This is a genomic window from Nocardia sp. NPDC050175 (assembly GCF_044459885.1).
GTDB lineage: Bacteria > Actinomycetota > Actinomycetes > Mycobacteriales > Mycobacteriaceae > Nocardia.
In genome coordinates this window covers 291,410-313,503 of sequence record NZ_JBITJI010000004.1, presented here as the reverse complement: position 1 = coordinate 313,503, position 22,094 = coordinate 291,410, and the positions used below count along the sequence as shown (strand labels likewise).

General features: G+C 64.7%; 27 protein-coding genes. 12 read left to right on the top strand and 15 right to left on the bottom strand.

Annotation, left to right across the window (positions count from 1 at the left end):
- The first annotated feature begins 141 nt into the window (after positions 1–141).
- From ACIBK2_RS15965 to ACIBK2_RS15945, 5 genes are all read left to right on the top strand, one after another.
- Complete coding sequence (locus tag ACIBK2_RS15965; protein WP_396967801.1) at positions 142–732, top strand: ATP-dependent Clp protease proteolytic subunit; 591 nt, start codon at positions 142–144, stop codon at positions 730–732.
- A 66-nt stretch (positions 733–798) separates the two neighbouring features.
- Positions 799–1,470 carry an ATP-dependent Clp protease proteolytic subunit gene (locus ACIBK2_RS15960; protein ID WP_357383138.1) on the top strand — a complete coding sequence of 224 codons (672 nt, stop codon included), beginning with the start codon at positions 799–801 and terminating at the stop codon, positions 1,468–1,470.
- 448 nt (positions 1,471–1,918) lie between these two features.
- Positions 1,919–3,199, top strand: coding sequence for an ATP-dependent Clp protease ATP-binding subunit ClpX (gene clpX / locus ACIBK2_RS15955; protein WP_150403131.1), 1,281 nt, complete (start codon positions 1,919–1,921; stop codon positions 3,197–3,199).
- Positions 3,200–3,390: 191 nt separating this feature from the next.
- The gene (locus ACIBK2_RS15950) at positions 3,391–3,849 is read left to right on the top strand and encodes an STAS domain-containing protein (protein WP_396967798.1); all 459 of its coding nucleotides are present in this window, start codon (positions 3,391–3,393) and stop codon (positions 3,847–3,849) included.
- Between the two features lie 35 nt (positions 3,850–3,884).
- Positions 3,885–4,160, top strand: a complete 276-nt coding sequence (locus ACIBK2_RS15945; RefSeq protein WP_396967796.1) for a ribosomal protein L7/L12 — start codon at positions 3,885–3,887, stop codon at positions 4,158–4,160.
- Between the two features lie 3 nt (positions 4,161–4,163).
- Here ACIBK2_RS15945 and ACIBK2_RS15940 read toward each other — a convergent pair whose 3' ends face one another.
- Entirely contained in the window at positions 4,164–4,616 is a 453-nt protein-coding gene (locus tag ACIBK2_RS15940) for an Lrp/AsnC family transcriptional regulator (protein ID WP_150403128.1), read from the bottom strand.
- Positions 4,617–4,726: 110 nt separating this feature from the next.
- Here ACIBK2_RS15940 and ACIBK2_RS15935 point away from each other — a divergent pair, with 110 nt between their 5' ends.
- Positions 4,727–5,344, top strand: coding sequence for a LysE family translocator (locus tag ACIBK2_RS15935; protein WP_396967794.1), 618 nt, complete (start codon positions 4,727–4,729; stop codon positions 5,342–5,344).
- Positions 5,345–5,623: 279 nt separating this feature from the next.
- Here the strand turns inward: ACIBK2_RS15935 and ACIBK2_RS15930 are convergent, their stop codons facing one another.
- Entirely contained in the window at positions 5,624–6,139 is a 516-nt protein-coding gene (locus ACIBK2_RS15930; RefSeq protein WP_396967792.1) for a hypothetical protein, read from the bottom strand.
- A gap of 87 nt (positions 6,140–6,226) precedes the next feature.
- A complete protein-coding gene (locus ACIBK2_RS15925; protein ID WP_396967790.1) occupies positions 6,227–7,924 on the bottom strand; it encodes an alpha/beta fold hydrolase in 1,698 nt (565 codons plus the stop codon).
- Positions 7,925–8,062: 138 nt separating this feature from the next.
- Here ACIBK2_RS15925 and ACIBK2_RS15920 point away from each other — a divergent pair, with 138 nt between their 5' ends.
- From ACIBK2_RS15920 to ACIBK2_RS15910, 3 genes are all read left to right on the top strand, one after another.
- Positions 8,063–8,257, top strand: coding sequence for a hypothetical protein (locus ACIBK2_RS15920; RefSeq protein ID WP_396967788.1), 195 nt, complete (start codon positions 8,063–8,065; stop codon positions 8,255–8,257).
- 28 nt (positions 8,258–8,285) lie between these two features.
- Positions 8,286–9,002 (top strand): GNAT family N-acetyltransferase, encoded by a 717-nt coding sequence (locus ACIBK2_RS15915; protein WP_396967786.1) that lies wholly within the window; start codon positions 8,286–8,288, stop codon positions 9,000–9,002.
- 150 nt (positions 9,003–9,152) lie between these two features.
- Positions 9,153–9,314 carry a hypothetical protein gene (locus ACIBK2_RS15910; protein WP_396967784.1) on the top strand — a complete coding sequence of 54 codons (162 nt, stop codon included), beginning with the start codon at positions 9,153–9,155 and terminating at the stop codon, positions 9,312–9,314.
- 80 nt (positions 9,315–9,394) lie between these two features.
- Here ACIBK2_RS15910 and ACIBK2_RS15905 read toward each other — a convergent pair whose 3' ends face one another.
- From ACIBK2_RS15905 to ACIBK2_RS15895, 3 genes are all read right to left on the bottom strand, one after another.
- Entirely contained in the window at positions 9,395–10,228 is an 834-nt protein-coding gene (locus ACIBK2_RS15905; RefSeq protein ID WP_396967782.1) for an aminoglycoside adenylyltransferase domain-containing protein, read from the bottom strand.
- Positions 10,229–10,332: 104 nt separating this feature from the next.
- The gene (locus ACIBK2_RS15900) at positions 10,333–10,545 is read right to left on the bottom strand and encodes a DUF397 domain-containing protein (protein WP_396967780.1); all 213 of its coding nucleotides are present in this window, start codon (positions 10,543–10,545) and stop codon (positions 10,333–10,335) included.
- A complete protein-coding gene (locus ACIBK2_RS15895; protein WP_396967778.1) occupies positions 10,542–11,426 on the bottom strand; it encodes a helix-turn-helix domain-containing protein in 885 nt (294 codons plus the stop codon). Before ACIBK2_RS15895 ends, ACIBK2_RS15900 begins: the two co-directional genes overlap by 4 nt.
- A 246-nt stretch (positions 11,427–11,672) precedes the next feature.
- Between ACIBK2_RS15895 and ACIBK2_RS15890 the strand changes: the two genes are divergently transcribed.
- Positions 11,673–12,134, top strand: coding sequence for a DNA-directed RNA polymerase subunit beta (locus ACIBK2_RS15890; protein WP_396967776.1), 462 nt, complete (start codon positions 11,673–11,675; stop codon positions 12,132–12,134).
- 56 nt (positions 12,135–12,190) lie between these two features.
- On the top strand, positions 12,191–12,574 hold the full coding sequence (locus ACIBK2_RS15885; RefSeq protein WP_396967774.1) for a DUF4254 domain-containing protein: 384 nt from the start codon (positions 12,191–12,193) through the stop codon (positions 12,572–12,574).
- Between the two features lie 7 nt (positions 12,575–12,581).
- Here ACIBK2_RS15885 and ACIBK2_RS15880 read toward each other — a convergent pair whose 3' ends face one another.
- From ACIBK2_RS15880 to ACIBK2_RS15855, 6 genes are all read right to left on the bottom strand, one after another.
- Positions 12,582–13,361, bottom strand: coding sequence for an ESX secretion-associated protein EspG (locus tag ACIBK2_RS15880; protein ID WP_396967772.1), 780 nt, complete (start codon positions 13,359–13,361; stop codon positions 12,582–12,584).
- 2 nt (positions 13,362–13,363) lie between these two features.
- Entirely contained in the window at positions 13,364–14,686 is a 1,323-nt protein-coding gene (locus tag ACIBK2_RS15875) for a hypothetical protein (RefSeq protein ID WP_396967770.1), read from the bottom strand.
- Complete coding sequence (locus ACIBK2_RS15870) at positions 14,683–15,075, bottom strand: hypothetical protein (protein ID WP_396967768.1); 393 nt, start codon at positions 15,073–15,075, stop codon at positions 14,683–14,685. The genes ACIBK2_RS15875 and ACIBK2_RS15870 overlap by 4 nt, the downstream gene beginning before the upstream one ends.
- A gap of 3 nt (positions 15,076–15,078) precedes the next feature.
- Positions 15,079–15,693 (bottom strand): DUF3558 domain-containing protein, encoded by a 615-nt coding sequence (locus ACIBK2_RS15865; RefSeq protein WP_396967766.1) that lies wholly within the window; start codon positions 15,691–15,693, stop codon positions 15,079–15,081.
- Positions 15,694–15,915: 222 nt separating this feature from the next.
- Complete coding sequence (locus ACIBK2_RS15860) at positions 15,916–16,731, bottom strand: hypothetical protein (RefSeq protein WP_396967764.1); 816 nt, start codon at positions 16,729–16,731, stop codon at positions 15,916–15,918.
- A gap of 191 nt (positions 16,732–16,922) precedes the next feature.
- Entirely contained in the window at positions 16,923–17,300 is a 378-nt protein-coding gene (locus tag ACIBK2_RS15855) for a nuclear transport factor 2 family protein (protein ID WP_396967762.1), read from the bottom strand.
- 530 nt (positions 17,301–17,830) lie between these two features.
- Between ACIBK2_RS15855 and mihF the strand changes: the two genes are divergently transcribed.
- Complete coding sequence (mihF, locus tag ACIBK2_RS15850; RefSeq protein ID WP_029895202.1) at positions 17,831–18,145, top strand: integration host factor, actinobacterial type; 315 nt, start codon at positions 17,831–17,833, stop codon at positions 18,143–18,145.
- A 194-nt stretch (positions 18,146–18,339) separates the two neighbouring features.
- Here the strand turns inward: mihF and ACIBK2_RS15845 are convergent, their stop codons facing one another.
- The 3 genes from ACIBK2_RS15845 to ACIBK2_RS15835 all read right to left on the bottom strand — a co-directional run bounded on the left by ACIBK2_RS15845 (position 18,340) and on the right by ACIBK2_RS15835 (position 22,084).
- Positions 18,340–18,876, bottom strand: a complete 537-nt coding sequence (locus tag ACIBK2_RS15845) for a hypothetical protein (protein ID WP_396967760.1) — start codon at positions 18,874–18,876, stop codon at positions 18,340–18,342.
- A 78-nt stretch (positions 18,877–18,954) separates the two neighbouring features.
- Positions 18,955–19,794, bottom strand: a complete 840-nt coding sequence (gene fdhD / locus ACIBK2_RS15840) for a formate dehydrogenase accessory sulfurtransferase FdhD (protein ID WP_396967758.1) — start codon at positions 19,792–19,794, stop codon at positions 18,955–18,957.
- Positions 19,787–22,084: an FdhF/YdeP family oxidoreductase gene (locus tag ACIBK2_RS15835; RefSeq protein WP_396967756.1), complete on the bottom strand. Its 2,298-nt coding sequence runs from the start codon at positions 22,082–22,084 to the stop codon at positions 19,787–19,789. Before ACIBK2_RS15835 ends, fdhD begins: the two co-directional genes overlap by 8 nt.
- Positions 22,085–22,094: the final 10 nt, after the last annotated feature.

Below are 22,094 nucleotides of genomic sequence, written 5' to 3'. Positions count from 1 at the left end.
TGAGCGAAGAAGGGCGGTACCGGGAGTTCGGTGCCGCCCTGCTTCGTTAATGTTTGTGACAACGAACCAGAGATGGCCGTCGGCCAACGAGCCGGTAAGAAAAGGCAGGTATCCGTGACAGTCAATCAGGCAGGGGTCGTCATGACATCCGCGACTGCTGGTCTCAACCTCAGCGATTCGGTGTACGAGCGGCTGCTTCGTGAGCGCATCATCTTCCTCGGCACGCAGGTCGACGACGACATCGCGAACAAGATCTGCGCGCAGATCCTGCTGCTCACCGCGGAGGATCCGACCAAGGACATCGCGCTCTACATCAACTCGCCCGGTGGTTCGGTGACCGCGGGTATGGCCATCTACGACACCATGCAGTTCGCCGAGTGCGACATCGCCACCTACGGCATGGGCCTGGCCGCGTCGATGGGTCAGTTCCTGCTCACTGCGGGCACCAAGGGCAAGCGCTACGCCCTGCCGCACGCGCGGATCATGATGCACCAGCCGTCGGCAGGCATCGGTGGTTCCGCGGCCGATATCGCGATCATGGCCGAGCAGTTCGCGCACACCAAGCGTGAGCTCAACGAGCTGCAGGCGCACCACACCGGCAAGTCCGTGGAGCAGGTCGCGATCGACGCCGACCGCGACCGCTGGTTCACCGCTCAGCAGGCGCTGGAGTACGGCTTCATCGATCGCGTGATCAGCCACGCGAATCAGACCAACGGCGTGAGCGACAAGTAGGCGCCATCCGGACCTTTGTCCGTTCAGCGCATCAGCGGCTTACACACACAGACTTTGGAGACAAAGATGGCCAACCAGTTTGACCCACGCGCAGCGCTCGGCGGTATGGCGCCGCAGGGCGCCGAGTCGCGCTACATCCTGCCGTCCTTCATCGAACACTCGAGCTTCGGCGTCAAGGAGTCCAACCCGTACAACAAGCTGTTCGAGGAGCGCATCATCTTCCTCGGCGTGCAGGTGGACGACGCCTCGGCGAACGATGTCATGGCGCAGCTGCTGGTGCTCGAGTCGCTCGATCCCGACCGCGACATCACCATGTACATCAATTCGCCAGGTGGCTCGTTTACGTCACTGATGGCCATCTACGACACGATGCAGTACGTGCGCGCCGATGTTGCGACCGTCTGCCTCGGCCAGGCCGCCTCGGCCGCGGCCGTGCTGCTGGCCGCCGGTACCCCCGGCAAGCGCGCCTGCCTGCCCAACGCTCGCGTGCTGATCCACCAGCCGTCGCTGGAGGGTGGCATCCAGGGTCAGGTGTCGGACCTGGAGATCCAGGCCGCCGAGATCGAGCGGATGCGTCGCCTGATGGAGACCACGCTGGCCTTCCACACCGGCAAGGACGCGGATCAGATCCGCAAGGACACCGACCGCGACAAGATCCTGACGGCCGCCGAGGCCAAGGAGTACGGGATCATCGACCAGGTGTTCGACTACCGCAAGCTCAGCGCGCAGAAGAAGTGATCGAACGGGGCGAATCGCCGATCCCGGCGGAGATTTGCTCGTAAATTGCTTTACCCCAGGGAATTCCGGCCGGGAAGTGTGCCTAGTGGCATGCTGCCCGGCCGGACTGCTCCAGTGCGACGGCTGGCCCGGAAACGCTGCGGTCACCAGCCACGATGAAACAAGCGGCCGGAGCACGAAAAGGCTGCTGAACGGATACAACGCGCTCCGGTGCCGTGAGAACTCGCACAACCCGGCGGAGAAACATGCTCGAGTTGTCGACCTCCATCGCACACACCAGGTACGGTCAACCTAGGGACCTTTGCTCCCGGTTGACAGCACTGCCTCACCCACCGGAACCGGTCGATGCGTTTGCGACCATGGCCGGTGGCGCTGACAAGTAACGCGGCAGATAGCTGGCAACCTGGACGGACGGTTGCACGCGGACAAGGAAGTAGGGACCCACGAGATGGCGCGCATCGGAGATGGCGGCGATCTGCTCAAGTGCTCGTTCTGCGGAAAGAGCCAGAAGCAGGTCAAGAAGCTCATTGCGGGACCAGGGGTGTACATCTGCGACGAGTGCATCGATCTATGCAACGAGATCATCGAGGAAGAACTCGCCGAGTCCAGCGAGGTCAAGCTCGATGAGCTGCCCAAGCCCGCGGAGATCCGGGACTTCCTGGAGAACTACGTGATCGGGCAGGACACCGCCAAGCGCACACTCGCGGTGGCCGTTTACAACCATTACAAGCGTATTCAGGCCGGCGACAAGGGCCGCGACAGCCGCGGCGAGGTCGTCGAGCTGACCAAGTCGAACATCCTCATGCTCGGCCCCACCGGCTGCGGCAAGACCTACCTGGCGCAGACGCTGGCCAAGATGCTCAACGTCCCGTTCGCCATCGCCGACGCGACCGCGCTGACCGAGGCCGGGTATGTCGGTGAGGACGTCGAGAACATCCTGCTGAAGCTGATCCAGGCCGCCGACTACGACGTGAAGCGCGCCGAGACCGGCATCATCTACATCGACGAGGTCGACAAGATCGCCCGCAAGAGCGAGAACCCGTCGATCACCCGCGATGTCTCCGGCGAGGGCGTGCAGCAGGCGCTGCTGAAGATCCTGGAGGGCACCCAGGCGAGTGTGCCGCCGCAGGGCGGACGCAAGCACCCGCACCAGGAGTTCATCCAGATCGACACCACCAACGTGCTGTTCATCGTCGCGGGCGCGTTCGCGGGTCTGGAGCGGATCGTCTCCGAGCGGACCGGCCACCGCGGCATCGGCTTCGGCTCCGAGGTGCGGTCCAAGTCCGAGATCGACACCGCCGATCACTTCGCCGAGGTGATGCCGGAGGATCTGATCAAGTTCGGCCTGATCCCCGAGTTCATCGGCCGCCTCCCGGTCGTCGCCTCGGTGACCAACCTGGACAAGGAATCGTTGGTCAAGATCCTCTCCGAGCCGAAGAACGCGCTGGTCAAGCAGTACGTTCGACTGTTCGAGATGGACGGGGTCGACCTCGAGTTCACCACCGACGCGCTGGAAGCGATCGCCGATCAGGCGATCCTGCGCGGCACCGGTGCTCGTGGCCTGCGCGCCATCATGGAGGAAGTCCTGCTGCCGGTGATGTACGACATCCCCAGCCGCGACGACGTCGCCAAGGTGGTCGTCGATTCCGACACCGTCACCGAGAACGTGCTGCCGACCATCGTGCCTCGCAAGGCGCAGCGGACGGAACGCCGGGAGAAGTCGGCGTAACCACGACAGACCTGAAAGAAGCCACCGCACACCTGCGGTGGCTTTTTTCTTTGTGTAAAGACGCTCGTTCTGGGTACCCGGTATTCAGGGTTGAGCGAACAGCCTAGTTCTGGAGCTCAGGTGTAGCCCAGGGCGCAACGCATTGCCGGCAACAGACGTCAATTGCCGTGCGCGACAGGACTGAGATCCTCATGTCGACCACTCTTGCTTCCTCAGCGTTCCCCGCGAGTACCACGTCGAGACCGATGTCGAGCCGAGGTGTGGCACCGAGTCGAGCGAAGTTGCCGAGTCGTCCCGAGCCGGAAGCCCGACTGAGTATTTCTCTCACCGCTCCCAGCGACCGGGTTACTCTTTGTGCTCTCGCGGGCGAGGTGGACTACTACACTGCCGACCAGTTCAAGACGCAGCTGATCGGGTCATTGAGCACGGCCGGACCGCTGGTGGTCGTCGACCTGTCCCAGGTGACGTTCTTCGGCGTCGCCGGTCTGCACGTGCTGATCGAGGCGCGGGACTGGGCTGGGCATACCGGCCGCCGAATCCGCCTGGTCACCGGCCCGCGCTGTGTCGACCGGCTGTTGGAACTCGCGGGTGATGTCGCCGCTTTCGATACCGCCGCCAACCTCGTCGACGCGGTGCTCGACGCCGCGTAGTTTTCCGTGGCGGTGGCGGTCACTACGATTCGAGCATGTTTGACAACCGCCGCCTCGAGCGGAAGATCGACGCGCTGAACTATAAAGTCGACTTGATCCTCAGGCATCTGGGGATCGAGGACTTGCCTGCCGATCCCGCCGGACCGATCGGGGCGGTGCCGACTAGCCCTCGGCCCGCCTTCAGTTGGGTCGAGATCGACGCAATCTTGGCCGACGGCAAGAAGATTCAAGCGATCAAGCGTTATCGCGAGCTGACCGGCGCCGGTCTCAAAGAGGCCAAGGACGCCGTCGAGCGTCGCTACCCGTACTGAGTTCTACAGCGGCACAGGTCGTTCGAGTACCACGTGCTTCATCACCAGCGTCGAGGTCAAATGTTGAACGCCGGGTAGTGTGGCCAGCTTCTCGTCGTAAAGCTGTTGGAACGCAGGCAGATCCGCCGCGACGATGCGCAGCAGGAAATCCGGGTCACCGAATAGGCGTTGCGCCTGCAGCACGTGCGGTATCTCCGCGACGGCCTGCTCGAACGCGGCCACGGTGGTGCGATCCTCCTGGCGCATCGTTACGAAGACCAGCGCCTCGAACGTCAGCCCGACGGCCGCGGCGTCGACCAGCGCGCGGTAGCCGCGGATTACGCCGGACTTCTCCAATTCCCGCAGCCGACGGTGGCATGGCGACAGGCTCAGCCGGACTCGGGCGGCGAGTTCGGTGATCGTCAAACGCCCGTTCTGCTGTAGCTCGGCAAGAATCTTCCGGTCAACGCGATCCATGGGGAAGATCCTTCCATATATGGCCGCCGAGCTGCGAAAACTTGGAATCACCTCCTTGATCAACTCGCCTATCCTTCCTTCGGGTATTCGTTCGAAGGGAGCAGGTCGGCATGGCTGTCGGGTACATCGCGGCGTTCTGGACCGTGTCGGTCCTGCTGATCCTCGTCCCCGGCGCGGACTGGGCGTACGCGATCGCCGCCGGTCTGCGTGAGCGATCGGTGGTGCCTGCCGTCGGCGGACTGCTCCTGGGGTATGTCGCGTTGACCGCGGTGGTCGCGGCCGGCGTCGCGGCGGTGGTCGACCGGAATCCCGTTGTACTGACCGCGCTTACGGTGTTCGGCGGGCTGTATCTGATGTGGCTCGGCGGCACGACACTGGCCTCGTCGAGCACCCCCACCGCCATGCCCGAGGAGACGAGCCCCGCCCGGTGGGGCACCAGCGTCCTGCGCGGCATCGGTATCAGCGGACTGAACCCCAAGGCGATCCTGCTCTTCCTGGCCCTGCTCCCGCAGTTCACCGACCGCACCGGCTCCTGGCCGCTCGCCGCCCAGATCGGCACCCTCGGCCTGATCCACACCCTCAGCTGCGCCGCGATCTACCTGTGCGTCGGCGTCTTGGCCCGCACCGTCCTGCGCGCCCGCCCCACCGCCGCCCGCATCGTCACCCGCATCTCCGGCGTAGCCATGATCATCATCGGGACGTTGCTGTTGGTGGAACGTCTCGTGTGAGTGGGAGCGGCTCCGACAGGCGGCGAAAAATTATCGTTGGATCAGTGGTAACGAATCGCTACGGCACGCGATGTATATGTCATGGAGTTCCTGTTGGTCGCCATTGCTGCTGCATACATCGCTGTCACCGACTTCATGGGTGGAGTGGCGGGCGCTCTCGGGTCCTCCGGTAGGTAGATAGACCGGTTCGCGGGTGAACACCTGCAGGCATCCGCGGCCCGTGCAATCCCCACTGCCCCAAGGTTGACCTCGAACATCAACCTTGGGGCAGTTTCCTGTCTAGCGGTCGACGTCCCCGGCGATCAGTCCCTCGACCTCCGCGCACATTCCCGCGAACCACACGGTCACCGACGGGTAGGTCGGCGATGCGAGGAAGCCGTCGCTGCTGCCGAACCACACCGGGGGATCGGGTTCTGTCACTTGCGAACCGTCGACCACCTCGTAGAACCAGCCCTCGTCCAGCTCGAGCACGGACAACACCAGCAGATGTCGCGGATCGGTCAGCGAGCTGTCGTACTCGGCGAAGTTCTCCGCCCGCTTCCGGTCCTCGGGATAGATCGCGCGAACCCCCAGTCTCCGGCGACCCGAACCCCCAAGGGATTCGTAGCGGCCCAGCTCACGACCCATCAGGCGCAGCACCTCACGAACCGACTCCGGCACCGCGGCCACCCGCTGGGCTTGCGCCATCGCATCGATCTCGGCATCGTCCGCGCCCACCACCGTGCCCGGATCGAATCCGCGGCCAACCGAATCCGCGAAAAGTGCCCTGATCTGCGCTGCTGCATCTCGTGACATGACGATCAATCTAGTGCGCGCGCCCGCCGTCGCCGGGCGACACGACCGTCCGGATCGAGTCGGCTCGAGCACCTCGAACAACGGTTTTCAGTCCGGCTGGCACGGTGTGTCGCGGTCGGGGATTCGTCCGTGGACGAGATAGTCCACCGTGACGGCTCGGGCACACGAGCTGGTGCCGGGGACGGAACCGGGGAGGCCCTTGGGTTTGGTTTGTGGCAGGACGAGGTGGCCGGGCTTACCGACCACCGTGACCAGGCGTGCGTTCGGGATGGTCGAGCGGACGGTGCGGGCGCCCGAGATCGGTGTGACCGGGTCTCGCTCGTTGGCGAGGAGAACTGCGGAGCCGATCCGGTCGTAGTCCGCCGAGCCTGTGCCAGTGTGAGTTTCGGGCCAGAACGCGCATACCGCGGCAAAACCCAGGCCCAAGTAGGTCAATGGCGCGCGAGCGGCGAGTTGTCTTGCGGTGTCGACGACCTCGTCGAGGTTATGGCTCCAGGGGCCGATATTGCAGTTGCGAGCGGTCCACCAGCCGATGCGCGAACTGGCCAGGAGGACATCCTGAGCGAGCTCGTCCAGCAGGGGCGTCATCCGAAATGTCATGGCGGCGTTGAGTTGTGTCGTAGCCGAGGGAGAGTCGATCCCGGTGCGCAAGGTCAGTAGTTTGCGTTCCAGCACTTCGTAGGGGCTGTTGTCGACGCCGAAGAACAGGGTGTTGAGATCGTTGCCGCTGAAGGTGCGGTCGAGCGGTAGCGGGATCGGGTGGGCGGTGAGGTCGGCGCGCAGTCTCGTCAGTGCGGCGAGTACCGCGTCGGTGGTGTCACCGAATACTGTGTGGCGTGCGGCGAGCCACGGTGCGAACTGTTGCTCGATCACCTTCTGCTGGCGCGAGAATCGTTCGGCATATCCCGCTGCGGTGGAGACCGCTGGGTCGGCCACTGAGTCGAGCACCATGCGATCGACGCGGTCGGGAAAGGTGCGCGCTAGTTCGAGGCCGAGCATCGTGCCCTGCGAGGCGCCCAGATAGCTCCAGGTCGGTGCGCCCAAGAGTGCGCGCACCAGGTCCAGATCCCGGACGGTCTGCCAGTACGTGATGGTCCCGGCCGTGGACGCATCCGGTGTCCGGTCGACGCATGATCGAACCCAGTCGCGGGCTTGACCCAACTGCAGGCGCACCGATTCGGCCGAGAAGTCGAGTACGTCGGTACGGTCGTTACGACCGGTGCCCAGGAGCAGCGGATCGCCCGAAATGGTTGCGTCGCAATCCTGGTCGGTGCTGGACAGGCGGGTGCCGCGCGGATCGAAACCCAGCAGATCGTAGGTCTCGCGCAGCTCGGGAAACGCGGTCGCCCACTCGATCGGATTGAGCAAGGACCCCGCTCCGGGACCACCTGGGCTGGTCAACAGCTGTCGTGATGCCGGCTTTCGGGCGGGGAGCCGCGAGATTTCGAAGGTCGCGACCGGCCCGGCTTCGGGCTGCGTCCAATCCAGCGGCGTGCGCACCGTCGCGCAATCCAACCCGTCGAGTAGGGGCGCACGAACACCGGCGGCCGGATTGCCGTTCGCGGCGGCGATCAGCCCGACCTCGGTGCACGGCTTCCAGTCCAGGCGCTGGCCCGCGATCGCCGCGGGGATTTGTGGTTCGCTGTCGGGAAGTTCGATGAAATGTGCAGGTGGCGGCTGGAATTCGAGGTTGTACGAGGTGTCGGCCGACGCGTGTCCGGCCGCGAGTGACAAGACAAGCGCCAATACCGGCAGCACGATGACAGGTCGCCGTATTCGGCGCATGGAATCCCCCTCCACCCAAATGGGCCTTGCGCCAGTCTAATCAGGCTCGGTCCGGGGGCAACGGAATTCGGGTCGTGCGACGTGAGGCTTCGGCGATTACGTTCAGGTTGCTACCACCCGACGTATGAGGAGTTTCGAATGCACGCACTGCGTGGAATCTTCGTTGCCGCCCTGATCGGCGCCGCGACTCTGGTTGGTGGCGGAACTGCCATGGCCGACACCCTGCCACTCGAACCGGCCACTGCGACGCCGACCGAGTCCGTCGTCGGGTGGGATTGCAACTCCACCCCGCTCCTGTCCCTGTGGTGCCTGATCGCCAGCCCGTCGGCGTAAGTGTCGTTGCACGAACAATACTGACGTCATGTCGACGGAACCGGTGCTGACCAAAGCTCGAGCGCTCTGGGAAGGGTTGGCTGCGGTGCCGGTTTCGTTCTCATCGGCGATCGGCGTCAGTGTGGTGGTCTCGCCGAAGGCATTGATTTGTCCGCCGGGATGGGCGGGTGTCATTGCGCTGCAAGGGCAAGCGATCGCGACCGCTCCCAGTCTCGTTGCTGCAGAGACGATTCGCGCCGCCGAACTGGCGGTCGATGAGCTTGTCGATCCCGAATTGCTCGGCAGGGCGTTGCCGTTGGCGGAGGTGCTCGGCCCGGCCACGTTGGCCTATCTGGAGGAGGGCGACTTCCGGCCTGCGCCAGGTTCATTGGCACTCGAGGCGCTGCCCGTCGAGCATCCTGATCTACGCTACCTCGCGACGCTGGCAGGCGATCACGACGCGGAGGAAAGCGGACTGGACGAGATCACGTCCCCCGCATTTGTCATCCGGGACGGCCACAAGGTGATCGCTGCCGCCGGATACCGGACCTGGCCGAGCCGAACCGCTCACCTTTCCGTGCTGACGGCACCGGACCGGCGCGGTCAGGGCTTGGCCCGCATGACGGCGTCCGCGGCGGTGGTCCACGCGCTCGAAGCCGGATTGCTGACCCAGTGGCGGGCTCGGGTGCCGCAGTCCAGACGCGTCGCCCTGGCATTGGGCTTCCATGAACTCGGCACCCAGCTCAGCTTCCGGCTGAACAGCTGAGCTATGTCGTTACGCCTGCGTTCGCGACCATTCGGATGAGGGTGTCGATGACGTCGTCTGCTGTGGTGTGCCACTTGTCGGCGGCGAGGTAGCCGCTTAGTTCCATGCCTGCGATGCCGTGGCGTCTCGCGTGGCACGCCCGTCGACGGCGTGGCGCGGGTCATCGCGAAGGCCGTGACCACCGGAAAGCCGCGCACTCGCTACACCATCGGCCGGGATGCCGCCCTGATCACCCGCCTGGCCCGGATACTGTCCGACCGCACGCTCGACCGCATCCTCGCCGCCAACCTGCGTCGCCATTACCCGAAGTGAATCGATTTCGATCGGTCGCGCATCCAGAGGAGATGGCTCGGTAAGGCGCTGCGTGCCTGAAGGTTTCGAAGTTCGTCTCGTTACTCGGCGTGCGGTGTCTCGGGTCGGCTTTGGAAGATGTGGTGGGCATCGGCGATCGCCATGTGGCCGAAGGCGAGGATGTCGCGTCGGCGGGCGAGTCGGTTTCGATAGAGCGATCGGCGAGAGTCGTTGCGCCGCAGGCGCAGTGCCTCGTCGACGATGCGGTGCCAGTGGCGGGGGAAGGATTGCAGGGCGTGGCGGCTCGCGCCCTCTTTCGAGGTGATGTCACCGGTGGCGATGGTGTAGTGCAGGCGGGCGATGCCGGTGACGGTCCAGGCGGTGGCGTAGTCGGTGAGCAGGAAGAGGCCGTCTTTGCTGAGCAGCTGAGCAGCGCGAGTCAATCCGGCGGCCCAGTACTCATCGAGGTTGGTGTTCTGCCACGCGGCCAGCGCATCGGGATCGGTCCAGATGTCGACGTCGGCAGCGGCCGGTCCGCGCAGGGTGACACCGTGCTCGGCGAGGGTGTGCCAGGTGACCGGATTATGCTGTCCGCCACCGAGTTTCGCTAGTCGTCCGCTGTTGCTGGATGGCCGCTCGCCCGTGGCTTGCGGGCCTGCCGCAAGGTCGCTCCAGGTCAGGTAGATCCCGTCGAAGAACGGGTGACGCTGCCGTTCGCGAAGTGCCGCATGCGCTCGTTCGAGTGCGTCGAACTCGGTGGGGTTGGGCGGTTTCGCGGTGATCGCGACGAAGTCGATGTCACTGGTATGCGGGCGGAAATCGTTGAGCGCCAACGATCCTTCCAGATACAGACCTTCGATCAGGCCGGGAGCCTCGGCATCGACCGAGGTCAGATAGAACTCGACGGTGTCTTCGACGACTGCGGGAAGCGACATGAATCCGAGTCTGCCGGAATCGGGTCCGGTCGGGGCTGGGCTTAATAGTCAACGGCGGATGGCAGCGACCATCTGCCGTTGACTATGAAATGGACTCGCTACGTTCAAGGCTGGGGGCGGTTGAACGTTCCGTCGAGCACTCCGGTGGTGAAGACGTCCCACTCACCGGGGGTAAAGACGAGCGCGGAACCGTTGGGGTTCTTGGAGTCTCGGACTCCGACCAGACCGTTGGTGAGGAACGCGACCTCTACACAGTCGCCGTCGGGGTTGCTGTGGCTGCTCTTGAACCATTCAGCGCCAGTTAGGTCGACGGTCACGCTAGATACTCCCTTGCTACCTGCCGGAACAGATTCCTGCTGGCTGTGGCATCCAACGCTGCCTGACTGATGCCCTCGTACAACTCATCGTATCGTCTGACGTCGTCCGGTTTTTCGAGGTACAGGTTGCCGATCGAGCTTCCTTCGATGAAGACCACTGTTGGCTCCACCTGTTCTCCGGTGACTGTCACCCCGAAGTCCAGGATGACGAAGGGGCCGATGTATGCCCCGACAGGGAACCCAGCACGGAAGGGAAGTACTTGGATTGTGACATTCGGCCGTGTGCTGACGTCGGCCAGCCATTTGAGCTGTTCGGCCATAGTTCTCGGGCTGCCGGATATGCGGTGTAGCGCTGCCTCGCCGATCACGGCCTTGACCGTGGTGGGGTTTGTCTTGCGCGTAACTATGTTCTGCCGTTGCATCTTCAGTTGAATCCACCGGTCATGTTCGGCCGCAGCAGCCTCCGGGAAACGAAGCTCGGCCAGGGCCCGCAGGTAGTCGGGGGTTTGGAACTGGCCGGGTACCAGTTCGGGATGGTAGGAGCGCAACTCGACTGCGGCCGATTCAAGGCCTACGAAGACATCGAAGTCTTTCGGTATGAGGTCGCCATATTCGTGCCACCAACTCTTGACGCCCGCCTGCCGGGCCAGCCCAATGAACGCCTCGACCAGCTCGCTCGGCACCCCATACAGATCGCACGCGGCCTGAATATCCCGCGCCTTGATCCGGCTGTTCTGACCGCGCTCCAGGCGTTGCAGACTGCTCGAGCCCATTTCCAGTAGCTCGGCAGCCTTCTGCTGACTCATCCCCGCACGACTGCGCCATTCCGTCAGATACCGGCCGAGTTGCCTTCGCGGCAGGGTAGATCCGGTGTCCGGCATGAAGTCCTCCCCACTTCGGGCGGGCCGCTCGACCCGCATCGGGTAGATCATGGCAACTGCCGCGGGAGGTTTGCTGGGGAATCGGGAGACTTCATTCGGGCCACCCGAAGCCGCACACATCACCACCCTGACAGGTGTTTTGTTGACGTGCGCCCGGTGAAGCGGCTAGCGAGTCCACCACAAACCTAGCAACTTCGTTATCCGCCGGGCGCACCCTTGAACCGGCGATGCGAGTCGAGGCTTCCCATGGACAACCTGATGTTCACCGACACACCAGCTTCGCGGTGCACCTACTACCGGCGCACCTGTGGTCTACCCGCGGGCATCCACCCTGAGGTCGGCCGAATCATCGTGCGGACAGGCAGAATCGGCGCGATCACCATGCCTGCCTCACTCGGCCAATACGTGCGCGACGACTTGCTGCACAGCCGAATCACCCTCGGCCCCATCATTTCCCACCTGAGGTCCAGACGCTGGACCTTCCTGTGCCGCCCTGACCTGCCGACCGACATGAGCCGGTTCCCGGAACTGCTGCGCCGCAACGTCACCGTCGTGCCGAATGGCGCGGAGATTGCCTTGCCTGCACCTATCGACACCCGCACCGGCCAACGGCACTGGATAGTCGCTCCGCGCGACACCTTCCGCCCGTCCGGCCTGATCCTGCTCACCGCAGTGCATTCCTGCATCACGAGAGGGCCCCGGTGTTGACCGACCCGCTCCCTCCGAAACATGAACTGCTGCAGGCATGTCGGGGAGAAGTGGCGGTGGACCACCCACTGCTCCGCCTCGCACGTGAGCTGACCGACCTGCACGAGCAACGGCTGTGCGCGGCCAGGGACACCATCGCCGACCGCAGGTATATCGATGACATCGACTCGCGGCGTGCAGGTTTGGTACGCGACATCAACCGCTGGATCACCCTGCAATTGCCACCCTCGCACGGCGCCGCGCACATCCATACCGAAACCCTCGGCGCTGTAATCGACCGCCTCGCTCAATTCACGGCTTGCGCATTCGCGGCCCTGGCCAGTGCGTCGCCATGGGAATTAGGCGATGCTTGGGAACAGCTCGCCGAATTGGCCGTCGGCTACGACGATCTGGCCGCCGAGGTGTGTGCTGGGCGTAGGCGCCTGCCCGGCGGACCGTAGTGCTCTCTCACCATGTTGCTTTGGTCTGTTCGTTTTCCATGCGGTAGTAGCGGCGGGTGAGGTCGAGGAGCCGGGCTATTTCGTTGGTCATCGACGTGGGGCTCATGGGTGTGGCGACGATCGGGTCGCCTGACTTGATGTAGTAGCGGCCGTCCTCTGCATAGTCGGTCCAGAGGAAGCCGCGGCCGTCGTGGGTCGGCCTGGAATCTATTGCAGGGCCAGGGAACACGGTGATCTCGCCGACGGCGGTGCGGTCGCGTTTGAACATGCGATTGAGTTGATCGTTGATGCTGACTTCGTTCGCGCGACGGCTGTAGCGCTGCCGGTCGGCGGCGATCTCGTCTCGACGGAAACTGACGGCGGGGTGGGTGCCCGCCTGCGCTTTCGGCAGCGCGGCCACCGCTGCGGCGGCCACTTCGTTCGGCGCGCACAAGCCCATGATCACGTCGCCACCGGTGTCCTCGGCCGTGCCGGGCAGCTGGATGAGGGTGGCGCCGGAACCATTTCGGACCGCGCCGTGGAATCGGAACACCGCGGCGAGACCTGAGCCGCCGAAACCCTTGGATTCGACCCGTGTCTCGGGGTCCAGCAACGTCGACAAGGCGAGTTCGAGATTCTCCGAATACTGGGGGAGTAGTGCCTGAACCGCCGACTCCCGTTGCCGCACCAGATCATCCCAATCGACCGCGGTGGTCGGGCGGAAAGCCAGCGGGTACGGCAGGCGGTCGCGACCGTAGGCCGACCAGAGGATATCGAACTCCTGGCCGGTGAATCTCCAACTGCGCACGCTCAGTCTTCCCCGATCACCGGGGGCACAGCTTTATTCGGCTCACCGAGGAGCTCCTCCGACCAGTCCCGGATCAAGTAATCCTTGGTCTGATGCGCGTTTTCGTCGTCATCCTTCTTGCCGCCGGCACCACCCATCGGCATGCCACCCATGCCAGGGCGGCCCGCGGCACCGGTACTGGTGCCCGCGCGGGCGGCCAGCGGGGCCACGGTTCCCGGCTGCTGCGGGGTGCCGGGGATGCTCCGACCCGGAGACGGTGTGCCGGGAGTGCTTGGGTTGCCAGGACTTCCGGGGCTGCCGGGCGAGCGGGTAGTCGGACTGCCCGGCGTAGTGCTGCGGCTGGGCGCCGGGGTCACCCCTGGTGTAGTGCCTGGCGCATTCGGGCTCGTCGTGCTGGCAGCAGTGGTATTCGGCGTCGACGTGGGATTGTTTGCCTGAGTGGTGGATTGAGGCGTTGTGCCAGCGGGATTGGTCTGCGACTTATCGCTCGCCGTTTGAGTGCCGGGGGAGTTCTGATCCTGCGACGGATCCCCGGACTTGTCGCCCGACTTATCACCGGACTTGTCTTCGGACGTGGTCGGGTTCTCCTGCTTCGGCTGATCGCCAGTGCCGGAAGGACCCGGGGAGTTCGACGACGGTGAAGGAGGACTGACCGGCTGATTCGGATTGTTCACCAGCGTCGGACTATTCGGCACCACGGGAACCCCGTTGTCAGTCTGGTTCGCCACCTGCCAATACACCGTCCGCAGCACGCGCCGCGCCTCCGCCGTCGCCTCGGTCTGGTTGTGGTCGTCGACCTTCAGTACGCCCTCACTGGGCAGCGTCTTGCCGCGCAGATCAGGGCTGCTGTCGCTGGCACGCGGCATCAGTGCCTGCGTTTGATGTAGGCCGGTATACAACTCGGACAGCTTTACGGAGATGAGCTCGGTGGACAGTGTCAGTTGCTGCGACATATCGACGTACCGGCCGACCGATTGGACCGCCTGATCTGCGGCCTGACCTTCCCACCCGTTGGTGACGGTTGCCTTGATCGCGTCACCAAACGTGTGCGACTTCTCCCGGAAGGCGGCACTGATGTTCTGCCACATCTGTGAGGCTTCCCACGCCCGACTTGGTTGCATCACCTCGACCTTGCTGATCAGATCCTTCAGCGTGCCGGTCTCGATCACGAGCAGATCCGCGCCAGGGTCGGCGATCGATGGCGGGTCATAGCCCTGCTCGATCTCCTGCGCCAGTTTGCTGCGATGCGAGTAGATGGCGGTACGGTCGTCATTCCACTGCTGCTGAGCCGCAATGATCCGCGCTTGGTAGTCGTCCTGACTCATGGGCTGCCCACCCCCGGGATGTTGATGGCCGCAATGTCCTGACGGTTGCTTTCGTCTACTCCTGAATAGTTTGCCATGGCCTGCGCGAAGACTTGCCGCATGAGTTTGACTTCATCGATGTGCGTCTCGAGGGACGACTGGAGTGAAGTTTCGCCGTCTTTGCCTTTTAGTGAGAACTTTCGTTCCAAGATGGGTCCTGACGGCATACCACCGAAGCCTGAGACGTTTTGAACTTCTCGTGAAGTGTCACGGATGCCATCGAGGTCGTCGAGGTAGGCCACGCACTTGGCGTCCAAATCCTTGCCGACATCTGGACTCAACCTCAGTTCGCCAGCATTGGCGCGGTCGAGCAGCTGTCGCCAGTCTGATTGCTGAGCAGCCGATTCCATTGTTCAGTTCCCTCCGCCAGGCAGGTACTTTGCAAAATCGTTGGCATGCTTGATCGCCTGCTCGCAAGGGTCGCCTAGCTTGCCGACCGAGTACCGGGTGGTCACTAGAAATGCCACGGTTCCGTTAGCTTTGCCTTGGGGGACCTCGACGGCTACACCACAATCGAGTCGTTTTTCGTCACCGACGAACAAGTAGCGCAGTGCCGAACGCCCTCCGATGGTGAGGGGTGTAAAGCTCTCGAAATCTTGACGCCCTTGGACCTGCTGCAGAGTGGGGTCACCAGACAGCACTGCGAGGGTGTACCAGCGGGCGGATGACCTCCAACTGCAAACTTTCCAGCCCGTCGGGTCTATGCCTGCAACATCCTTGGAGCGTGTGTCTGGGCTGAGGTCACCAGCCCGCAACGCATCGTCCGGCAGCGCCGTACACGGATCCCAGATCGCCGCATCCGGATCCTTCGACCCCGACGGCTTCACACTCGAACTCGTCGCCCCGGTCGCACTCGCCACCCCAGTCTCAGTAGGCGGCCCATCCGTCGTCTTCTGACACCCCGCCAACACCAGCACAACACCCACTACCAGGGCGATACCACGCAGCTTGTTCCCCCTGCTGGTCATTCGTTCCCCTTACCGCCGGCGCGTGAAGTCCATCCGAGGTGGATGCGTCCCGGTGCCCACCCCTGTTACCTGGGCAAACCGTACCGCCGACCACTCACGAGCCGCAACAACACGTGCTCATTTGGCAGCCGATCGGCAGTTCTCCCGGCGAGCCGGGAGCGCCAACTTCACGCGGCAGCGCTCAGCAAACCGGTTGCCCACCCGGCAAAGCGGTGCCGCCGACTACCCGCGCTGCGCCCCGAGCAACGTGCCGTCAAACATCGGTCGCGGCCGATCGGGGTTCTCCTGGATGTGCTCGGTGGCCCGGGTGATCGCCTGGCTGTATCGCGCACTCGCCGCATTGTGGGTCAGCAGCGCGACACCGATCATCATCGGCGCGACCGCATGCACGCCCGCGTCGAACCAGCGCGCGTCCCGCACGTGCGGGTAGGTGTTCAAGCCGATTGTCAGCGCGAGCAGCACGATTTCGGCCGCGACAACCTGGGTGCGGCTGTTCAGCACACCCCACTCGGCCAGCTTGGTGGTGCCGATCATGATGATCACCAGACAGACACTGATCATCGCCTCGACCAGATAGCTGAACCAGTACAGCGGATCGGTGACGCCGTCCGGCGCGATGTTGTGCTGCACGTTGACCGCCGACCACAGCATGCCCGCGATCACCACGCCCGCCAGCGCGCGCAGCGACCAGGCGCGATGCCGGTACAGCGAGGCGAGCTGGGCGTGCGGGCTGGACTCACGGCGCTGCGCGGCAATGGCTTTGCGCGCCATCAGCAGGTCGCGGATGTCGGCCTTTTCGATGGCTTCTTTGGTCTGCCTGGCGCGGTCGGCGGCGTTGGAGACGGCCTCGGCGTACTTCCAGCGCTGCCCGCGGTCCTGGGTGCGGATGCGCTCGGCCAGTTCACGTTCGGCTTCCAGCTCGTCCTCGGCCAGTGCCTCGGTCAGCGCGGGATCGAACTGGTAGGCCAGTCGACCGCGGGCCCGCTCGACCCGCCTTGCCAACTGCGCGACTTCGTCGAAGGGGTGTTCCTCGGGCATGCTGCTCCAAAAGTGGATGGGCTGAACGGAACTCGACAAATCGGGAGATGCCGGGCTGCCCGATCACCGGGAGCTGGGTAGTAGCTCGCTGCGAGGGTAGCGGACAGGTGGCATCGACACCTACTCTTCATAGTCGATTCCGCGCGCCGAGGACACGCTCGAGCGTTATCTGCGCCGAAAATCCCGGCGAGTCACTCGGGCTCGATGGCCATGTCTTCCTGACTCCAGTAGGCGCGCATGTGCGTGATCTTGCCTGCGTCGTCGAATTCCATCACGTCGATGGGCGAGAGGGTGAAGCGCTGTCCGGCGACTCGCGTGACGATGGTGAACATGAACGCCGCCTCGTTGCCGCCGATGCGCACGGTCTCCGGCCGCAGTTCGGTGTCCCGGTCGAGCGCGGCGAGCACGTCGTAGAACTCGCGGATGGCGGCGTGCCCGTTGCGGGCCGGCGTGCCGATCGGGTCTTCGACGGTCGCGTCGGGTGCGTAGAGCTCGACGATCGCCTCGGTCGGGCCTGCACCGACCAGCTTGACGTACTGCTCGATCACATCGCGGATCTGCTTGGTCATCGGAACTCCTGCCGAATTGGAACGTGTTCTAATTCGGCACAGTAGCAGCACAGCCGCGGGGGCGGTCAAGGATCGGTTCGCGCTGACGTTGCGCTGTCCACGGCCCGGACGAGGTGGCTCGGGCAGTGGGGAATCCCCCCGAAAGTTGGAATGCCCCCGCAGTCGCTGTGCTGTTGTCGGCACCCGCGTGCTGGGACCCGGTGACGACCCGAAAACTCGATCGCGCCCGCTGCCGGGGATCGTCATTGATCCCCCGTGGTTCGCCGTTGAACCTTTATCCCGCGCTGATGCTTTCGTTAATTCTGTCGCTCCGACCGGGCGCCGTGTTACCACCGGTCCGCCTAGCGGAACAGGGGCGGTTTTCGGCTTCTTTGCCCGCTGATTACTGCTTTCGTCGACCCCGAGCCAGGAAACTCATCGCTAACTCCGCCGAACCGGTCCCGGTGTGTCGGCCTTGCGCTGCCGGTGGAGTGCTGTTTACTCGGTCCGGTCAACCAGATGTTCGAGTGACGAGTGGAAGCGGAGGAGACATGGCACTGCCTACCATGACCGCGGAGCAGCGCACTGAAGCGTTGGCCAAAGCGGCAGCGGTCCGCAAGGCGCGCTCCGAACTGATCGGCAAGGTGAAGGCGGGCAAGGTTTCGGTCGCCGACCTGCTGAAGAAGGCCGACTCTGATGAGCTGGTCAAGAAGACCAAGGTCGCCGCGGTGATCAAGGCTCTGCCCGGTGTCGGACCGGTGAAGGCCGCCAAGTTGATGGATCAGGCGGAGATCCCGGAGGATCGTCGGATCGGCGGGCTCGGCGCACGTCAGCGTGCGGCGCTGCTCGACGCCCTGAAGGACTGATCCAGCTAGATTCGCGGTTGATCCAACCGGGGAACGAAACCTCACGTCGGTGGCGCGGCTCTGCCTCGCGAAGGACCGCCTGCTCGCGGTCCTGACCACGTAGCTCAGCCCCCAGCCGCACAGACAGTACAAACGCCCCACAGCGCCCATACGGGCTGTGGGGCGTTGTCGTCGGTGCGGCTGACGGTGTCCAGCTAACGTGTGCGCCGCCGACTCGGGAACTTGACGTTGAGCGGTGCCGGGTCCGACATCGGGATGTCCCCGCGTGGCGGCAGCAATATGCAGGCGAGAGCGAGGGCGACCAGCAAGCCCGCGGCAATGAGACTGATGGCGAAACTGACGCCGCTCATATCCATGGGCTGGTGGAAGGCGTGATAGACGAAATGCGGCACGCTGAAGACCAGCCAGCCGATACCCGCGATGCGCGCCGCGGCGGTGCTGTTGAACACGAGGGCCGCGATGGTCACCGCGGCGAGCCCCAGGAAGAACGCGCCCACGTCGCCGGCGAGGTGGTGGTTGTATGGGCCGTCGGCGGAGATCCAGTGCATGCCGAAGCCGGGAAAGCTGGTGTACCAGGAATGCGGCGCGATGGTCGCCCACAGTCCGATGACGACACCTTGAACCGCCAAGACCGCCAAGGCGATTCGGGTGCTCAACAGGCGGCGGCGGTACTGCTCGAACCGCATCCGCACGCGTAACCCCTCTGGCGTGCCCTCCACCGAAAACCGCATCGGTCACTCCGTTCCCGCCCGACTGCTCCGATTACGTGCTGCTACGGTAAAACGGACACCCGGTCCAGGCAAGGGTGATCAGGCCAGCATCGACGTGGCGTTCGGTGTGGCGACGATCCGATCCGGATGGGTGTAGACGTTCATCGTGTCGCCGCGCAGGAACGCGGCGAGGGTGAGGCCCGTCTCGGCCGCCAGATCGACCGCGAGCGAACTCGGCGCGGAGACGGCCCCGAGCATCGGAATGCCCGCCATCGCCGCCTTCTGCACCAGCTCGAACGAGGCGCGCCCGCTGACGATGAGCACCAGATCGCTTGCGGGAACAAGGTTTTCCCGCAGCGCCCAGCCGATCACCTTGTCCACGGCGTTGTGCCTGCCGATGTCCTCGCGCACCGCGAGTGCGGTGCCATCGGTGGTGAACAGGCCCGCCGCGTGCAGGCCGCCGGTCGCCTCGAACAGGATCTGCTTGCTGCGCAAGGTGTCCGGCATACCCGCCAGCACCTGCGTGTCCACTGCGGCCCCGCCCGCGGCGATCGGGTATTTGGAGAGGGTGCGCACCTCATCGAGGGCGGTCTTGCCGCACAGGCCGCAGGCGCCGGTGGTGAGGAAGTTCCGTGGCCGCATCGGAACCGGGTTGCGCAGAGTGAGGTCGAGGACGTTGTAGGTTTGCCGACCTTCGTCGTCGGTGCCCGCGCAGTAGCGGGCCGCCATGATCTCCTCGGCGACGCCGATCATGCCCTCGCTCAACAGGAATCCGTGCACCAGGTCGACGTCGTTGCCTGGAGTGCGCATGGTGACGGTCAGCGATTCGCCGCCGATCCGGATCTCGAGTGGTTCTTCGACGGCCAGGGTGTCGGGGCGTTGGATCTCACCCGTCGGCGAGATCCGGCGCATTCTGCGGCGGGCGGTGACTCTACTCATTGCTTGCCCGTTCGAGTCTGACGGTTACCGACTTGGACACCGGCGTATTCGACCGTGCCGCGACATGGTCCAGCGGGACAAGGGGATTCGTCTCCGGGTAGTAGGCCGCCGCGTTGCCGCGCGGGGTGGGGTAGGCGATGAGCCGGAAACCCTTGACGCTGCGCTCGGTACCGTCGGTCCATTCCGAGATCACGTCGACGAGATCGTCTTCCGCGAAGCCGAGGGCGGTGATGTCGTCGGGGTGCACCAGCACCACCTTGCGGCCGCCGTGCACGCCGCGATAGCGGTCGTCCAGGCCGTAGATGGTGGTGTTGTACTGGTCGTGGCTGCGCAGCGTCTGCAGGATCAGCCTGCCCTCGGGGACCGGGGTCCAGCTGAGTTCGTTCACCGCGAAGTTGGCTTTGCCTGTGCTGGTACGGAATTCGCGGCTGTCCCGGGGCGGATGCGGTAGGACGAAGCCGTTGCGGGCGCGTACCCGCGTGTTGTAGTCGGTACAGCCGGGGACCACCCGGGAGATCGCGTCGCGGATGGTGTCGTAGTCGCGCCGGAAGCGCGCCCACGGGACCGGGTGGTCCGCGCCGAACAGGGTGAGCGCGAGATCGCAGACGATGGCGACCTCGCTGCGCAGGTGCTCGCTCACCGGCTTCAGCCTGCCGGTGGACAGGTGCACCATCGACATCGAATCCTCCACCGACACCTGCTGTTTCAGGCCGTCGCGCAGATCCTGATCGGTGCGGCCGAGGGTGGGCAGGATCAGCGCGGTCTTGCCGTGCACCACGTGGCTGCGGTTGAGCTTGGTGGAAACCTGCACGGTCAGTGCGCAATTGCGTAGTGCGGTCTCGGTCACCGCGGTGTCCGGGGTGGCCGAGACGAAGTTGCCGCCCATCCCGAAGAACACCGCCGCCCGCCCGTCCCGCATGGCACGGATGGCGTCGACCGTGTCGAAGCCGTGCTCGCGCGGGCTGGTGATGCCGAATTCTCGGTCCAGCGCGTCGAGGAACGCGTCGGGCATCTTCTCCCAGATGCCCATGGTGCGGTCGCCCTGCACGTTGGAATGCCCGCGCACCGGGCAGACGCCCGCGCCCGGCTTGCCGATCATGCCGCGCAACAGCAGCAGGTTCGTCGCCTCCTCGATGGTGGCGACGCCGTGCGCCTGCTGGGTGAGGCCCATGGCCCAGCAGATGATGACGTTCTTCGACTCGGCCAATTGCTTTGCGGTGCGGTCGAGTTCGGCCTGGGTGAGGCCGGTCGCCTCCAGTACCGTGTCGAAATCGACCGCGCGGACCTGCTTTTCGTATTCGGCGAAACCGGTGCAGTGCGCGTCGACGAACTCCTGGTCCACCACCGTGCCCGGCGCGCGGTCCTCGGCCTCGAACAGCAGCCTGCCGAGCGCCTGGAACAGCGCCATGTCGCCGCCGAGGCGGATCTGCAGGAAGTGGTCGGCGATGGACACGCCGGTGGTGAAGCCCTTCACGGTCTGCGGATCGCGGAAGCCGAGCAGGCCGGTCTCGGGCAGCGGGTTGATCGCGATGATCTTCGCGCCCTTGGTCTTGGCGTCGGCCAGCGCGCTGAGCATGCGCGGATGGTTGGTGCCCGGGTTCTGGCCCGCGACGATGATCAGGTCGGCGGCGGCGAAGTCATCGATCGAGACCGAACCCTTGCCGATGCCGATCGAGCTGGTCAGCGCGGCGCCCGAGGACTCGTGGCACATGTTCGAGCAGTCCGGCAGATTGTTCGTGCCGAAACTACGGACCAGCAGCTGGTAGAGGAACGCGGTCTCGTTGCTGGTGCGGCCGGAGGTGTAGAAGACGGCCTCGTCGGGAGATGTCAAGGCGCCCAGGTGATCCGCGACCAGCCGGTAGGCGTCGTCCCAGGCGATGGGGGAGTAGTGGGTGTCGCCGGGGCGCAACACCATCGGGTGCGTCAGCCTGCCCTGCTGGCCGAGCCAATAGCCCGACTTGTCCGCCAGCTCATCGATCGAATGCGCGGCGAAGAACTCCGGCGTGACCGTGCGCAGCGTCGCCTCCTCGGCGACCGCCTTCGCGCCGTTCTCACAGAACTCGGCCGGGCGGCGATGACCGGTCGGCTCCGGCCAGGCACAACCGGGACAATCGAAGCCGTGCACCTGATTGACCCGAGCGAGGGTGCGGGCGGTCCGGATCACACCCATCTCCTCGACCGCGCGTTTCATCGACACCGCGACCGCGGTGACACCCGCAGCCTGCTCTTTCGGCGCGGTCACGGTTAGCGCGGACTCATCGATATCCTCGGTCGGCCCATTACGGTGCATAGTTCGTATT

Excerpts from the sequence above, each read along its gene's own strand:
- ACIBK2_RS15965 (WP_396967801.1), top strand. The coding sequence starts at position 142 with ATGACATCCGCGACTGCTGGTCTCAACCTCAGCGATTCGGTGTACGAG.
- ACIBK2_RS15960 (WP_357383138.1), top strand. The coding sequence starts at position 799 with ATGGCCAACCAGTTTGACCCACGCGCAGCGCTCGGCGGTATGGCGCCG.
- clpX (WP_150403131.1), top strand. The coding sequence starts at position 1,919 with ATGGCGCGCATCGGAGATGGCGGCGATCTGCTCAAGTGCTCGTTCTGC.
- ACIBK2_RS15950 (WP_396967798.1), top strand. The coding sequence starts at position 3,391 with ATGTCGACCACTCTTGCTTCCTCAGCGTTCCCCGCGAGTACCACGTCG.
- ACIBK2_RS15945 (WP_396967796.1), top strand. The coding sequence starts at position 3,885 with ATGTTTGACAACCGCCGCCTCGAGCGGAAGATCGACGCGCTGAACTAT.
- ACIBK2_RS15940 (WP_150403128.1), bottom strand. The coding sequence starts at position 4,616 with ATGGATCGCGTTGACCGGAAGATTCTTGCCGAGCTACAGCAGAACGGG.
- ACIBK2_RS15935 (WP_396967794.1), top strand. The coding sequence starts at position 4,727 with ATGGCTGTCGGGTACATCGCGGCGTTCTGGACCGTGTCGGTCCTGCTG.
- ACIBK2_RS15930 (WP_396967792.1), bottom strand. The coding sequence starts at position 6,139 with ATGTCACGAGATGCAGCAGCGCAGATCAGGGCACTTTTCGCGGATTCG.
- ACIBK2_RS15925 (WP_396967790.1), bottom strand. The coding sequence starts at position 7,924 with ATGCGCCGAATACGGCGACCTGTCATCGTGCTGCCGGTATTGGCGCTT.
- ACIBK2_RS15920 (WP_396967788.1), top strand. The coding sequence starts at position 8,063 with ATGCACGCACTGCGTGGAATCTTCGTTGCCGCCCTGATCGGCGCCGCG.
- ACIBK2_RS15915 (WP_396967786.1), top strand. The coding sequence starts at position 8,286 with ATGTCGACGGAACCGGTGCTGACCAAAGCTCGAGCGCTCTGGGAAGGG.
- ACIBK2_RS15905 (WP_396967782.1), bottom strand. The coding sequence starts at position 10,228 with ATGTCGCTTCCCGCAGTCGTCGAAGACACCGTCGAGTTCTATCTGACC.
- ACIBK2_RS15895 (WP_396967778.1), bottom strand. The coding sequence starts at position 11,426 with ATGCCGGACACCGGATCTACCCTGCCGCGAAGGCAACTCGGCCGGTAT.
- ACIBK2_RS15890 (WP_396967776.1), top strand. The coding sequence starts at position 11,673 with ATGGACAACCTGATGTTCACCGACACACCAGCTTCGCGGTGCACCTAC.
- ACIBK2_RS15875 (WP_396967770.1), bottom strand. The coding sequence starts at position 14,686 with ATGAGTCAGGACGACTACCAAGCGCGGATCATTGCGGCTCAGCAGCAG.
- ACIBK2_RS15870 (WP_396967768.1), bottom strand. The coding sequence starts at position 15,075 with ATGGAATCGGCTGCTCAGCAATCAGACTGGCGACAGCTGCTCGACCGC.
- ACIBK2_RS15865 (WP_396967766.1), bottom strand. The coding sequence starts at position 15,693 with ATGACCAGCAGGGGGAACAAGCTGCGTGGTATCGCCCTGGTAGTGGGT.
- ACIBK2_RS15860 (WP_396967764.1), bottom strand. The coding sequence starts at position 16,731 with ATGCCCGAGGAACACCCCTTCGACGAAGTCGCGCAGTTGGCAAGGCGG.
- ACIBK2_RS15855 (WP_396967762.1), bottom strand. The coding sequence starts at position 17,300 with ATGACCAAGCAGATCCGCGATGTGATCGAGCAGTACGTCAAGCTGGTC.
- mihF (WP_029895202.1), top strand. The coding sequence starts at position 17,831 with ATGGCACTGCCTACCATGACCGCGGAGCAGCGCACTGAAGCGTTGGCC.
- ACIBK2_RS15845 (WP_396967760.1), bottom strand. The coding sequence starts at position 18,876 with ATGCGGTTTTCGGTGGAGGGCACGCCAGAGGGGTTACGCGTGCGGATG.
- fdhD (WP_396967758.1), bottom strand. The coding sequence starts at position 19,794 with ATGAGTAGAGTCACCGCCCGCCGCAGAATGCGCCGGATCTCGCCGACG.
- ACIBK2_RS15835 (WP_396967756.1), bottom strand. The coding sequence starts at position 22,084 with ATGCACCGTAATGGGCCGACCGAGGATATCGATGAGTCCGCGCTAACC.